General features: G+C 64.1%; 12 protein-coding genes. All 12 read right to left on the bottom strand.

Annotation, left to right across the window (positions count from 1 at the left end):
• Nucleotides 1-52: 52 nt before the first annotated feature.
• Genes murB through mraZ form a run of 12 tightly spaced genes read right to left on the bottom strand, consistent with a single transcriptional unit; the run spans nucleotide 53 to nucleotide 13740 of the window.
• Complete coding sequence (gene murB / locus AC1D1B_RS20515; RefSeq protein ID WP_477334256.1) at nucleotides 53-1018, bottom strand: UDP-N-acetylmuramate dehydrogenase; 966 nt, start codon at nucleotides 1016-1018, stop codon at nucleotides 53-55.
• Nucleotides 1015-2421, bottom strand: a complete 1407-nt coding sequence (gene murC, locus AC1D1B_RS20510; RefSeq protein WP_477334255.1) for a UDP-N-acetylmuramate--L-alanine ligase — start codon at nucleotides 2419-2421, stop codon at nucleotides 1015-1017. Before murC ends, murB begins: the two co-directional genes overlap by 4 nt.
• Entirely contained in the window at nucleotides 2421-3545 is a 1125-nt protein-coding gene (murG, locus tag AC1D1B_RS20505; RefSeq protein WP_477334254.1) for an undecaprenyldiphospho-muramoylpentapeptide beta-N-acetylglucosaminyltransferase, read from the bottom strand. Before murG ends, murC begins: the two co-directional genes overlap by 1 nt.
• Before the next feature lies 1 nt (nucleotide 3546).
• Nucleotides 3547-4698, bottom strand: coding sequence for a putative lipid II flippase FtsW (gene ftsW, locus AC1D1B_RS20500; protein ID WP_181055754.1), 1152 nt, complete (start codon nucleotides 4696-4698; stop codon nucleotides 3547-3549).
• Nucleotides 4698-6098, bottom strand: a complete 1401-nt coding sequence (gene murD / locus AC1D1B_RS20495) for a UDP-N-acetylmuramoyl-L-alanine--D-glutamate ligase (RefSeq protein ID WP_477334253.1) — start codon at nucleotides 6096-6098, stop codon at nucleotides 4698-4700. The genes ftsW and murD overlap by 1 nt, the downstream gene beginning before the upstream one ends.
• Before the next feature lie 8 nt (nucleotides 6099-6106).
• Nucleotides 6107-7189 carry a phospho-N-acetylmuramoyl-pentapeptide-transferase gene (gene mraY, locus AC1D1B_RS20490; protein ID WP_112394568.1) on the bottom strand — a complete coding sequence of 361 codons (1083 nt, stop codon included), beginning with the start codon at nucleotides 7187-7189 and terminating at the stop codon, nucleotides 6107-6109.
• 19 nt (nucleotides 7190-7208) lie between these two features.
• Nucleotides 7209-8642, bottom strand: a complete 1434-nt coding sequence (locus AC1D1B_RS20485; RefSeq protein ID WP_477334252.1) for a UDP-N-acetylmuramoylalanyl-D-glutamyl-2,6-diaminopimelate--D-alanyl-D-alanine ligase — start codon at nucleotides 8640-8642, stop codon at nucleotides 7209-7211.
• Nucleotides 8639-10093, bottom strand: coding sequence for a UDP-N-acetylmuramoyl-L-alanyl-D-glutamate--2,6-diaminopimelate ligase (locus AC1D1B_RS20480; RefSeq protein ID WP_477334251.1), 1455 nt, complete (start codon nucleotides 10091-10093; stop codon nucleotides 8639-8641). Before AC1D1B_RS20480 ends, AC1D1B_RS20485 begins: the two co-directional genes overlap by 4 nt.
• A gap of 54 nt (nucleotides 10094-10147) precedes the next feature.
• Nucleotides 10148-11872 (bottom strand): peptidoglycan D,D-transpeptidase FtsI family protein, encoded by a 1725-nt coding sequence (locus tag AC1D1B_RS20475; RefSeq protein WP_477334250.1) that lies wholly within the window; start codon nucleotides 11870-11872, stop codon nucleotides 10148-10150.
• A complete protein-coding gene (gene ftsL, locus AC1D1B_RS20470) occupies nucleotides 11869-12264 on the bottom strand; it encodes a cell division protein FtsL (protein ID WP_477334249.1) in 396 nt (131 codons plus the stop codon). Before ftsL ends, AC1D1B_RS20475 begins: the two co-directional genes overlap by 4 nt.
• A 4-nt stretch (nucleotides 12265-12268) precedes the next feature.
• A complete protein-coding gene (gene rsmH / locus AC1D1B_RS20465; protein ID WP_477334248.1) occupies nucleotides 12269-13285 on the bottom strand; it encodes a 16S rRNA (cytosine(1402)-N(4))-methyltransferase RsmH in 1017 nt (338 codons plus the stop codon).
• A complete protein-coding gene (gene mraZ, locus AC1D1B_RS20460; RefSeq protein ID WP_477334247.1) occupies nucleotides 13282-13740 on the bottom strand; it encodes a division/cell wall cluster transcriptional repressor MraZ in 459 nt (152 codons plus the stop codon). Before mraZ ends, rsmH begins: the two co-directional genes overlap by 4 nt.
• Between the last annotated feature and the right edge of the window lie 275 nt (nucleotides 13741-14015).

Below are 14015 nucleotides of genomic sequence, written 5' to 3'. Positions count from 1 at the left end.
CAGGCCATTTGAAGTTCAAGCATCACATTAACTTCAGCATGTGCTAAGGTTCTTAAAGCAGTTGCCCGAGGAACTCCTGCACCGCATGGCCGGGGCGGAAATTGCCGAGGCGCTTGATTTCCCACTGCAGCCGGATGCCGGAATTTACAAGCACGCGGGCGCGCACCGTCTCGCCGAGATATTCGAGGTCGTAACCGGTCGCGGTTCCGGTATTGATCATGAAGTTGCAGTGCATCGGCGACATCTGCGCGCCACCGATCATCAGCCCGCGGCAACCCGCCTTGTCGATCTCCTTCCAGGCCGATGTGCCTTCCGGATTCTTGAAGGTCGAGCCGCCAGTCTTCTCGCGGATCGGCTGCACCGTCTCGCGATGCGTCTGGACGGCGTCCATGGCCGCCTTGATCGCCGCCTTGTCTTCGGGGACGCCTTCGAAAATGGCCGAGGTGAAGATCAGCCCGGCAGGTGCGGCCGAGTGACGATAGGCATAGCCCATGTCTTGATTGCTGAGCGTGTGGAGATTGCCCTTGCGGTCGAGCGCCCGCACCTCGACCACACGCTCGCGCGTCTCGACGCCATTGGCGCCGGCATTCATCCTCAGCGCCCCACCGATGGCGCCCGGAATGCCGTGATAGAAATGAAAGCCGCCAATGCCGGCCTCATAGGCGACGGCGGCAACGCGCTTGTCCGGCGTTGCCGCGCCTGCCTTGATGCGGATCGGTGAAACCACCTCGGCTTCGCCAAAACCCTTGGCCGAAAGCCTGATGACGAAACCTGGGATGCCGCCATCGCGCACCAGAAGGTTCGAACCGACACCGACGACGGTCAGCGGGACTTCCTCCGGCACCGCTCGCAGGAAGGCGGCAAGGTCTTCCTCGTCGGCGGGCTGGAACAGCACCTCGGCCAGCCCTCCGGCGCGGAACCAGGTGATCTTGTCCATCTCGGCGTTCGGCGTCAGCCGGCCCCGCAGACCGGCAAGCCGGTCGCCAAGTTTGTCGAGCAGGTCCTGGCCGCGCATCATGAGACCGCACCGCCGAGTTCCTTGGGCAGCGCATAGGCCCATTGGGTGATGTTGCCGGCGCCGAGGAAGACGACGAAGTCGCCAGGCTTGGCCAATTCGCGAATGGCGGGGGCGATGGCGACCGGACCGTCGATATAGCGCGCGTCGCGGTGGCCGCCGGAGCGGATGCGCGACACCAGCGCCTCAGAGGTGACGCCATCGATCGGCTCCTCGCCCGCCGCATAGACCGGCGCCAGCATCACCGTGTCGGCATCGTTGAAGCAGACCGAGAATTCGTCGAACAGATCGTGCAGCCGGCTAAAGCGATGTGGTTGCGCGATGGCAATGACGCGGCCTTTGGTGGCGCTGCGCGCCGCTTTCAGCACGGCTGTGATCTCGACCGGGTGGTGGCCGTAATCGTCGAAGATGTCGACCCCGTTCCACGAGCCGGTGTGGGTGAAGCGCCGCTTGACCCCGGCGAAGGACGACAGTCCCTTCTTGATCGCCTCAGCCGACAGGCCGAGTTCATGCGCGACCGCGATCGCCGCGGTCGCGTTGGAGACGTTGTGGCGGCCGGGCATCGGCAGACGCAGATCCGATATCGTCGTCTGGCTGCCGGTCTTGCGGTCGCGGATCACCACGTCGAATTCGCTTGCCGCACCGGCCATGCGATGGTTGGTGAAGCGCACATCGGCCTGCGCGTTCTCACCATAGGTGATGACGCGGCGGTCCTCGATGCGGCTAACCAGCGCCTGCACCTCCGGGTGGTCGGTGCACATCACGCCAAAGCCGTAGAACGGCACGTTCTCGACGAACTGGCGAAACGCCTCGCGCACCTTGTCGAAGCTGCCGTAATGGTCGAGATGCTCCGGATCGATGTTGGTGACGACGGCGATTTCGGCCGGCAGCTTGAGGAAGGTGCCGTCGCTCTCGTCGGCCTCGACCACCATCCATTCGCCGTCGCCCATGCGCGCGTTTGTGCCATAGGCATTGATGATGCCGCCATTGATCACGGTCGGGTCGAGCCCGCCGGCGTCGAGCAGTGTCGCCACCATCGAGGTCGTCGTCGTCTTGCCATGGGTGCCGCCGATGGCGACGGCCTGGCGGAAGCGCATCAGTTCGGCCAGCATCTCGGCGCGGCGCACGATCGGCAGCAGCTTTTCGCGCGCGGCCTTTAGCTCCGGATTGGTCTTCTTGATTGCGGTGGAGACGACCACCACTTCGGCGGCGCCGATATTCTCGGCCTTGTGGCCAACGAAGCATTCGATGCCCTTGTCGCGCAGCCGCTGCACATTGGCGCTGTCAGCCTGGTCTGAACCCTGCACCTTATAGCCGAGATTGTGCAGCACCTCGGCGATGCCGCTCATGCCGATGCCGCCAATGCCAATGAAATGCACCAGGCCGATGGTCTCCGGCATCTTCATCAATGCGTCCCTTTCCTGAAATCCGAAACGGTTTTTCTGGACGCAATAGCCTCTGTGAGATCGGCGAGCAACCGTGCCGCGTCCGGCCGGCCGGCCGACTTTGCGCCGGCAGCCATGGCCGCCAGCCGCTCGGGATTGTCCATCAGCCCGCCAACAAGCGCTGCGATGCGCTCCGGCGACAGCGACGATTGCGGATGAACCTCGCCGCCGCCGGCGGCGGCAAGGGCCGCCGCATTCGCCGCCTGGTCGTGGTCCAGCGCATAGGGATAAGGCACCAGCAGCGCCGGCCGGCCGATGACGGCGATTTCGGAGACCGTCGAAGCGCCGGAGCGCGAGATCACCAGATGCGCCGTCGCCATGCGCTGCGCCATGTCGGTGAAGAAGGGCGAGACCTCGACATGGACGCCAAGTGCCGCATAGCCAGCCTTCACCCGCGCCACGTCGTCGGCACGGGCCTGCTGGGTGATCACCAGCCGCTTGCGTTGCGCCTCCGGCAGCAAGCCGATCGCCGCCGGCATGGCATCGGAAAAGAACTGTGCACCCTGGCTGCCGCCGAACACCAGCAGCCTGAACGGCTCCTCGCCTTGCGATGCCACATAGGGCGTCTTTGCCGCCTCCAGGATTGGCGGCCTCACCGGATTGCCAGTCGTCACCGTCTTGGCGCCTGCGGCACTTGCATCCTGCGGCAGGAAGCCGCCGGCAATGGCATCGACGCGACCTGACAGCGCCCGGTTGGCGCGGCCCATCACCGCATTCTGCTCGTGGATCAGCGTCGGCACCTTGCGCCGTGTCGCGGCATAAAGCGGCGGCAAGGTCGGATAGCCGCCGAAGCCGACAACCGCATCCGGCTTGATCCTGGCGATGACGGCGGAAGCCTGCCGCACACCGCGCCAGATCTTCCAGAACGCGCCAACCAAGGCGACAGGGTTTTTCGAGCCCATCGTCGCCGACTGGATCGGATGGATGGCGGCGGCCGGGAAATGGCCGGCAAACCGCTCGGCGCGGTCGTCCGTCGCCAGATGCACGCTCCAGCCGCGCTCGATCAGTTCATGCGCCAGCGCCTCGGCCGGAAACAGATGTCCACCGGTTCCGCCCGCCGCGAGAAGAATGACACCCCTCGCCATATCACTCCGCCGGCAAGGCGCGCTGCGACAAGGCAAAGCCCATCTGCTTGCGCTTTTCCGGTCGCTTGCGCGTCAGCGCCAGCACCATGCCCATCGAGATGGCAATGGCGATCTGCGAGGACCCACCATAGGAGATAAAAGGTAGCGTCATGCCCTTGGCCGGCATCAGCTGCAGGTTGACGCACATATTGATGACAGACTGCAGGCCGAACACCGTGACGAGGCCGCCGACGGCATAGCGGGTGAAATCGTCATGCTCCTTGAGTGCGGTGTTGAGGCCGCGCAGCACGATGAAGGCGAAGATAGACATGATGAAGAAGCACATGATCAACCCGAACTCTTCGCCGGCGACCGAAAACACGAAGTCGGCATGCGCGTCGGGGATGACCCGCTTGACCGTGCCCTCGCCTGGGCCGACGCCGAACCAGTGGCCGTTGATCAGCGCCTCGCGGCCCATGTCGACCTGGAACGTGTCGCCTTCGCCAGTCAGGAATTTGTCGATGCGGGCGGCGACGTGCGGAAATACAGTGTAGGCGGCAAACAGGCCGCTGGCGCCAGTGGCGCCAAGCGCGATGATCCACAGCCATGGCAGGCCGGCCATGAAGAACATGACGCCCCAGGTGCCGGTCACCAGCATGGTCTGGCCGAGATCAGGCTGCGCCACCAAGAGCGAGATAACCAGGATCAGCAGCAGCAGCGCGAACAGATTGCCGGGAATGTCAGGCTGGCGCTTGTGTTCGGCGAACAGCCAGGCGCAGACGATGACGAAAGCGGGTTTCAGGAATTCCGATGGCTGGATCGACATGCCGACAAACGACACCCAGCGCCGCGCGCCTTTCACCTCGACGCCGATGTAGAGCACGGCCACCATCAGCACCAGCATGATGCCCAATATGATCAACGCCATGCGCCGGATCTGCCGCGATTCCAGGAAGGACACAGCCAGCATCACGCCGAGCGCCGGCACGGTGAAGATGATCTGCCTAGTGGCAAAGTGGAAACTGTCGAGGCCGATGCGTTCGGCGACCGCCGGGCTTGCCGCGAAGGACAAGACGATGCCGAGCCCCATCAGCGACAGAAATGCCGCCAGGAACCAGCGATCGATCGTCCACCACCAGGTTGCAACCGGGCTTTTGTCGAGACGGCTTTGCATTATCGTGCCCCTCCGATGGGTTTCACACCCTCGATAGCAGTCGCAGCTTGCCTGAAGGCTTCGCCGCGAACTTCGAAATTCTTGAACTGGTCGAAACTGGCGCAGGCCGGCGACAGCAGCACCACCACCTCGCCGCTGTCGTCCTTGGCCGCGTCATTCGCCGCATGGTCGACCGCGGCGGCCAGCGTGCCCGAGATCTCGTAAGGCACGGCTTCGCCCAGCGTCGCCGAAAAAGCAGGCGCTGCCTCGCCGATCAGATAGGCCTTGGCGACACGCGGGAAGAAGCCGCGCAGCGGCTCGATGCCGCCTTCCTTGGGCAGGCCACCGGCGATCCAGTAGATGCGCGGGAAGCTCGACAGCGCCGGTGCCGCCGCATCGGCATTGGTCGCCTTGGAATCGTTGACGAACAGCACGTGGTCCTTGCGCCCGACCTGCTCCATGCGATGCGCCAGTCCGGGGAAGCTCTCGAGTCCCGCCTGAATCTCGCCGAGGGTCAGTCCAACCTTGAGGCAGGCGGCGACAGCGGCCAATGCGTTCTGCGCATTGTGCTGGCCGCGCAGCGAACCGATGCCTTCCAGGAAAGCGACGCGGCTATAGCGGCCATGCACGGCTTCCATCAGGTCGGAGCCGTCGGCGAAATAACCATCGGTCAGCGGCAGCCGCTTGGAGATGCGGATGACCTGCCTGCCCGCCCGCTCCAGCCGGTCGGCGATCTGCGCGCACCAGCTATCGTCGACACCGACGATCGCCGTCTCGCTGCCGGCGACCAGCCGCTCCTTGATCGAGGCGTAATGCTGCATGGTGCCGTGACGGTCGAGATGGTCGGGCGTCAGATTGAGCAGGATGCCGGCCGTCGGATTGATCGAGGGCGCCAGATCGATCTGGTAGGACGAGCATTCGACGACATAGTGCCGGTCCGGCTGTGGCGGATCGAGCGTCATGATGGCGCGGCCGATATTGCCGCCCATCTGGATGTCGCGCCCGGCCGATTTCAGGATATGCGCGGTCAGCGCCGTGGTCGTCGACTTGCCGTTGGTTCCGGTGATGGCAATGAACGGCGCATTGGGCGCGCGCGCGATCCGCTCACGGCAGAACAATTCGATGTCGCCGATCACCTCGACGCCGGCGCCACGCGCCAGCTCCACCGTCCAGTGTGGTTTCGGATGCGTCAGCGGCACGCCGGGCGACAGCACGAAAGCCGAAAATTTCGCCCAGTCGGCGCCGCGCAGATCGGCGGTTGCAATGCCCTGGCCAGCGGCCTTGGCGACGCTGTCGGGATTGTCGTCCCAAGACAGCACGTCGGCCCCGCCCTCGATCAGCGCGCGCGCCGTGGCAATCCCCGAGCCGCCAAGCCCGAAGAGCGAAACGCGTTTGCCCGAAAAGGATGCGGCGGGGATCAAGCGGGCTCCTATCTCAACTTGAGGGTCGACAGGCCAACCAGCGCCAGGATGACGGCGATGATCCAGAAGCGGATCACCACCTGGCTTTCGGTCCAGCCGAGCTTTTCGAAATGATGGTGGATCGGCGCCATCAGGAAGACGCGCTTGCCGGTCATCTTGAAGTAGCCGACCTGGATGATGACCGACAGGATTTCCACGACAAACAATCCGCCGACGATGACCAGCACGATCTCGTGCTTGGTGGCGACGGCGACGGTGCCGATCAGGCCGCCCATGGCCAGCGAGCCAGTGTCGCCCATGAAGATCGCCGCCGGCGGCGCATTGAACCAGAGGAAGCCGAGGCCGGCACCGATGACCGCGCCGAGCACGACAGCCAACTCGCCGGTGCCGGGCACGAAATGGATCTGCAGATATTCGGCGAACACAGCATTGCCGGAGAGATAGGCGATGACGCCGAAGGACGCCGCCGCGATCATGATCGGCACGATTGCCAGCCCGTCGAGGCCGTCGGTCAGATTCACCGCATTGCCGGCGCCGACGATGACGAAGCAGGAGAACGGCACGAAGAACCAGCCGAGATTGATGATGAATTCCTTGGCGAAGGGGAAGGTCAGCGAAGACGAGAACGGCGCCTGGCCGTTGTGCATGATCACCCAGGCGGCGATGCCGGCGATAACGAATTCCAGCGCCAGCCGCGCCTTGCCGGAAAAGCCGAGATGCGACTGCTTCGTTACCTTGAGATAGTCGTCGTAAAAGCCGATCGAGCCGAAGCCCAGCGTCACCAAAAGCACGACCCAGACATAGATGCTGGAGAGGTTCGCCCACAGCAACGACGAGCCGACGATGCCGCACAGGATCATCAGCCCGCCCATGGTCGGCGTGCCGGCCTTCTTGAAATGCGTCTGCGGCCCGTCAGCGCGGATCGGCTGGCCCTTGCCTTGCCTGAGCCTCAGCGAATTGATGATGGTCGGCCCGAAGATGAAGACGATCAGCGCCGAGGTGATCAGCGCGCCGCCGGTGCGGAAGGTTATGTAGCGGAAGACATTGAAGACCGAGACCTTGTCCGCAAAATCGACGAGCAATGTAAACATGCGATTCCGTCCCCCGGGACTAGTTCTGTTTCGTGCCTGCGGCTTCCGCCGGATATTTGCCGAGCAAGGCCTCGACCAGTTTTGAAAAGCCGATGCCTTTCGACGATTTGATCATCACTACGTCGCCGGCCTTCAGCGTCGACAACAGCAGCGGCTTCAACTCCTCGGCGCCGGCGCGATACTCCGACGTGATCTCGTCGGGCAGGATATCGGCCAACGCCCGCATTTCAGGGCCGCCGAGAAAGACCGTGTTCGTGCCTGTGCCGACGATCAGTTCGGCAAGGGCTGCGTGGAGCTTGGCCGAATGGTCGCCGAGCTCGAGCATGTCGCCGAGCACGGCAATCCGCCGCCCCTCGCCCGTGACAGGCGTCGCATTAAGCAGTGCCATGGCAGCAGCCATCGACGCCGGATTGGCGTTGTAGCTCTCGTCGATCAGCGTGATCGGTCCTTTGGGGTGGCGCAGCACATGGCGCTTGCCTCGGCCGCGTTCGGCCGAGAGATCGGCGAGCGCCTCCGCCACCTTGCCGAGGTCGGCCTCAACGAGATGCGCAGCGCCCAGAACAGCGAGCACATTCTGCACCATGTGGCGGCCGGGCGCGCCGATGCGAGCCGTCACATCCTGCCCGCCGATCCTGGCGGTGATGTCGGAATGATCGGCATGCAGCTCACATTTGGTGAGCTTGTAGGTTGAGCGCGCATTTTCGCCGAAGCCGAAGACATGTTCGACGCCGGCCGCGCGTGCCATTTTGTCGAGCAGCTTCCAGCGCGTATCGTCACGGTTGAGCAATGCAGCACCGCCGGGCTCGATCCCTTCAAAAATCTCGGCCTTGGCCTTGGCGATCTCGTCGAGATTTTTGAAGAAGCCGAGATGCGCGGCGGCGATAAGCGTGACAATGACAACATGCGGCCGGACCATCTTGACCAGCGGCCGGATCTCGCCGGGATGGTTCATGCCGATCTCGAACACCGCGTAGTCGCAATCGTCGGGCATGCGTGCCAAGGTCAGTGGCACGCCCCAGTGATTGTTGAACGACTGCGCCGAGGCATGCACCTTGCCGACGGCCGACAGCACATGGCGCAGCGCTTCCTTGGTGGTGGTCTTGCCGGCCGAGCCGGTGACCGCGATGATCTTCGCCTTCGAACGCGCGCGGGCGGCAACGCCGAGCTTCTCGAGCGCCGCCAGCACATCCTGCACCACGATCATCGGCGCCGTCAGCCGCCCGAGCGACGGCAATTTACCCTCGGCGACAACCAGAACGCCGGCGCCGGCCTTGATCGCCGCGGTCGCGAAATCATGGCCATCCATCGCCTCGCCCCTGATGGCGAAGAAAGCATCGCCCGGCTGCAGGCTGCGGCTGTCGATCGAGATCCCCGATATGCCCTCCGGCATCGGCCCGAGCGGCCGTCCGCCCATGGCGTCGACCAGCGCATCGGCGGTCCAGAGCACGCTCATGCGGCCCGCTCCCGCAACGCCGAGCGGACTTCCTCATGGTCTGAGAAAGGAAATGTCTCGGCGCCGATGGTCTGGCCTTCTTCATGGCCCTTGCCGGCAACGATCAGCGTATCGCCGGCCTTCAGCATCGCGACCGCTTCGTGGATCGCCTTGCGGCGGTCGCCGATCTCGATAGCGCCGGGCGCGGCTGCCAAAATCGCGGCGCGGATAGTTTCCGGCACTTCCGAGCGCGGATTGTCGTCGGTGACGATGACCACATCGGCCAGCCGGGTGGCGATCTCGCCCATAATCGGCCTTTTGCCCCGGTCGCGATCACCGCCGCAGCCGAACACGACGATGACACGGCCAGTAGTGAACGGCCGCACCGCAGCCAGCACATTTTCCAGCGCATCCGGCTTGTGGGCATAGTCGACATAGACCGGCGCGCCATTGGCGGTCGCGCCGACAAGGTCCAGCCGTCCCGGCGCGCCCTGGAGTTTCTCCAAGGCCATCAAGGCCTTGGCGACTGGTGTTCCAGTGGAAATCGCCAGACCTGCCGAAACCAGGGCGTTGGCGATCTGGAAGTCGCCAGCCAGCGGCAGGTCGATCTCGTGGAGCACGCCGTCGGCTTCGACTTCGGCGCGCTGGCGGTGGCGCTCGTGCTCGACCCGCTTCAACCGCAGGAAATCGCCATGGCGGCCGACCGTCAGCACATTGAGCCCCGCAGCCTGCGCTGCCTTTATCGTAGGGAAGGACCAAGGATCGTCGGCAAAAATGACGGCCGGCGCGCCTTTCGGCAGCAGCGTGTCGAACAGACGCAATTTGGCGCGATGATAGTCCTCGACCGTCGGATGGTAATCCATATGGTCGCGGCCAAGATTGGTGAAGCCGCCGGCGGCGAGCTTCACGCCATCGAGACGGCGCTGGTCGAGACCGTGGCTGGAAGCTTCCATCGAGGCGTGGGTGACGCCGGCCTCAGCCAATTCCTTGAGCAGTTGATGCAAAGCCACAGGATCGGGCGTGGTCAGCGAGCCATAATCATTGCGGCCGGGCGCTACCACGCCGGTGGTGCCGATCGACGCGGCGGCAAAGCCGGCCTGCCCCCAGATCTGTCTGGTGAAGGCTGCGACCGAGGTCTTACCCGCGGTGCCGGTGACCGCGACCATGGTCTCAGGCTGCTTGCCGAAGAAGCGCGCTGCACTCAGCGCCAGCGCCAGGCGCGGGTCCTCGACTGTGAGAAGCGGGACAGACAGGCCGGTAACGGAACTGGCCTTGCCCACAACAATCGCCGCCGCGCCGCGCTTAGCCGCATCAGCGGCATAGGCGGTGCCATCCGCCTTGCTGCCGGCGAGCGCGAAGAAGACGACGCCCGGTTTGACCTGGCGGGAATCCGACGAAATCCCGGTTACCTCCACATCGCGGGAAGCTGTTCCCTCGACAGGCAGGATACCGGCTAAATCTCTCAGGTGCATCGAACCCCGTTTGTCTCAACAAAATAGCGCGCAGTTGCCGGCGCGCCCTAAGAATCACTGATAGGAAACCAGCGTTGCACCATTTTCATGGCTGAAATCTGGCTTCACGCCAAGCATGGCGGCTGCCCGCCTGATGATGTTTCCGGCCATAACACCCGCATTGTTGGCGGCGACGTCGGTCATCCCGGGCTTTTCCGGGTGCGGAGCGTCGGCAATCGTAAACACCAGATACTGCGGATCGTCCATCGGGAAGGCAGCGACGAAGGTGTTGAAATTCAGTTCCTTCGAGTAGCGGCCATTGATGACCTTCTCGGCGGTTCCAGTCTTGCCGCCAACGCGGTAGCCGGGGGCCCTGGCGTTTCTGGCCGAGCCTTTCTCGGCATTGAGCGTGTAGAGGTAGCGCATGCCCTCCACAGTCTTTTCGCTGACCACTCTCTTGGCCACCGCCATGGCATCCTGCTCGCTGCGGACCAGGAAAGTCGGCGGGATCAGGTAGCCCTGCATCAGCGCCGCGCAGCCGACAGCGGCCTGCAGCGGCGTCGTCGACACGCCATGGCCGAACGCGATGGTGAAGGAGTTGACCTGTTTCCAGACCTTCGGTTCGGTCGGGCGCGCGACTTCAGGCAGTTCGGTCTGCATCCTGTCCAAAAGGCCGAGGCGATGCAGGAATTCGCGGTGCCCCTCGATGCCGACCATTTCGGCCTCACGGGCCGATCCGATGTTGGAGGAGTAAAGGAACACCTCCGGCAATGACAGCACGCGGTTCTTGCCATGGAAATCGTGGATGGCCTGATGGCCGACACGGATCGGGTGTGACGCGTCGAAACGGCTGTTCATGTTAGCCTTGCCGGAATCGAGCGCCATTGCCGAGGTAAAGCTCTTGAACGTAGAGCCCATCTCATAGAGGCCGGCCGACATGCGGTTCAGGCGGTCCTTGTCCTGTGCATTAAAGGGATTGTTCGGATCGAAATCCGGCACCGAGGCCATCGCCACCACTTCGCCGGTCTTGATGTTGAGCACGACGGCGCCGGCGCCCATGGCGCGATAGCGCTCCAGGCCGGCGGCAATCTCGTCGCGCACCACATGCTGGACGCGCAGATCGATAGACAGCTGCACCGGCTTCAAATCCTTGGCGATCGCAAGGCCTGAGGCCTGCAGGTCGCTCAGGCCCTGCTCGTCAATGTATTTCTCCATGCCGGAGATGCCCTGATTGTCGATGTTGGTGAGGCCGACAATGTAGGACGAGGTCACGCCGGCCGGATAGAAGCGGCGCTTTTCGGTGCGAAAGCCGATACCGGGAATGCCGAGCTGCATGATGTCGGCCTGCTGCTTGGGCGTCAGCTGCCGCTGCAGCCAGACGAAGCCGGCGCCGCTCTTGAGCTTGTGGTAGGTCTGCTCGGGGTCGATGTCAGGCAGAATGGTCGACAGCTTTTCGATCGCCTCGTCGGCATCGACGATGCGGCGCGGCTCGGCAAACAGCGATGCCGTCTTGATGTCGGTCGCCAGCACTTCGCCGTTGCGGTCGACGATGTCGGGACGCGACGCCGTCACCCGGCTTTGCGGCCCGCCCGACATGTCGGGGGACTGGAAACCGAGATAGACCAGCCGCCCGGCGATGGTCGAATAGATGCCGAAGAACACCGCCATCGTCATGATGATGCGGGTCTTGGCCTTGCCGCCGGTCGCCTTGCGCGCGCCTTCGACGACGATCGAGCCGTCCTCACCGGTCCTTGCGCGACGCTTCAGCAATTTGCCGATCGATGGAAGTTTGGCGATCATTGGACGATGGCTCCGGTCACCACGGGATCCTTGCTGTCGGCTGGTCCTTTGCCGGAATTGTCGGCCATGCCGCCAAGCCGCTGCGACGACAGGTCCTCGATGTTGAGCGGTTTTGCCGGAAGATCGTCGAGACCGACGATCTGTCGCGCATTGACCGGCTCGAGTGCGAGCTGCGATTTGTAGGTTTCAGCCAGCTTCTGCAGGCGCGACGGCTGGGTCAGCAAGCTCCAGTCGGCCTTGAGCAGGTCGATCGTGTCCTCCTCATAGCGGATCTGCGCCTCGATCTGCTGCACCGAAGCCTGCTGTTCCTCGGCCTCGCGCTTGGTCTTGTAGGTCAGGGCCGCGGCCGAGACCATGACGGCGATCAGGACTATGTCGCTGGTTCGAAACACTTATTCACCTCTCTCGCGGCGCCTGGATGCCGGGAAGCTTTGGAAGGCCGAAAATCGAAAGATCGCCGGCGCGCGCCGGCGCCTCGGTGCGGATCGCAGCGCGCAGCCTGGCCGAACGCGCCCGCGGATTGGTGGATATTTCAGCATCACCGGGCGTCACGCCGCCACCGGCCTTGCGGAAGGTCGCGCTGCGCGCATGCGCCTCGGGCATATGACGCGAGCCGGTCACCGCGTCGGCGCGGTCGGCGATGAAACGCTTGACGATGCGGTCTTCCAGCGAATGGAATGTCACCACGGCAAGCCGCCCACCGGGCTTCAGCACGCGCTCGGAGGCGACCAGGGCCTTGGCCAGTTCGCCAAGCTCGTCGTTGACGAAAATGCGCAGCGCCTGGAAGACGCGGGTGGCCGGATGGATCTTGTCCTTCGGCGCGCGGCCGATATGCGTCTCGATGGCGTCGGCAAGGTCGAGCGTGCGCTCGAACGGACGTTTTTCGCGGCGGCTCTCGATCATGCGGGCGATGCGGCCGGCGTTGCGCTCCTCGCCAAGGAAGCCGAAGATGCGGGCGAGATCGCCCGTCTTGAACGAATTGACGACATCGGCAGCGCTCAAGCCGGCCTGCGCCATGCGCATGTCGAGCGGCCCGTCGGCACGGAACGAAAAGCCGCGCTCGGCCTGGTCGACCTGCATGGAGGAAATGCCGATATCGAGCACAACGCCGTCGGCGCTTTCGACCTGCTCGTCCAGCGTCGAGAACGGCGCTTGCACCAGCCTCAGCCGGCCGGCGGATTGCTGTTCCAGGCTGCGTCCAGCGGCAATGGCGTCCGGATCGCGATCGATCGCCACCACCGAGGCGCCGCTTGCCAGGATCGCCTTGGTGTAGCCACCCGCGCCGAACGTGCCGTCGACGATCACATCGCCGGCTTTGGGCGAGAGCGCTTCCAGCACTTCGGCAAGGAGGACCGGAATGTGGCGGACCGATCCGCCAACGGCGCTGATATCATCGCCGTGATCCGCCATCATTCCGGTCGCTCCCCAGGCTTCGTCCCCTGCCGAAGCTGCAAAAGCCGGGCGCGCGCCTGCGCTCCATAGGCGGCAAGCCGCCCCGGTTCCCAGACTTGAAAGAAATTGCCGCGGCCGACAAAGGCCACTTCGCTCGTGATGCCCGTATGCTCGCGAATGAAATCGCTCATCGTGATGCGGCCGTCCTGGTCGAGCTTCAGGAACGTCCCGTCGCCATGGCAGAAGAACGACATGTCGTCCGCCGTCTGCAGGAAAGGATCCTCCAGCGCGATGCGCTGTTCGTAGCGGTCGAGCAGGTCGAGACCGCCGACATCCATCGCCGGAACGTCCAGGCCGCGCAGCGCATAGAGCTCCGAATAGCCACGCTTCTGCACGACCGCGCGGAAATGCGCCGGAACGGAGACCCGCCCCTTCGCATCGATCCTGTTCACCGCGCTTGACAGAAACCGGTCCATGACACGTTACAGCCGCTTCCGCCGCCGCACCCCTCTCCATGTTTTCGTCCGCGCCGAAGCGCGTCCCCTGCCGAAAATCTGCTTCGGTCCCAACAGCAAAACCCCGCAAACGCACAGCCGCCGCGGCTGCCCGATTGGCGTACGCTTTACCCTGACGCGGAACGAAGGCTTTGGTATCGAAATGGGATATCATGGGGCACTATGGGCGTCAACGGGATCAGGCTTCACAAACGCGCGCGCCACAACCGGTGAGAGCAGCTCTGACAGCACTCCCG

Source organism: Mesorhizobium sp. P2_C5_2 (assembly GCF_056404535.1).
This window is presented reverse-complemented; position numbering and strand designations above follow the sequence as displayed.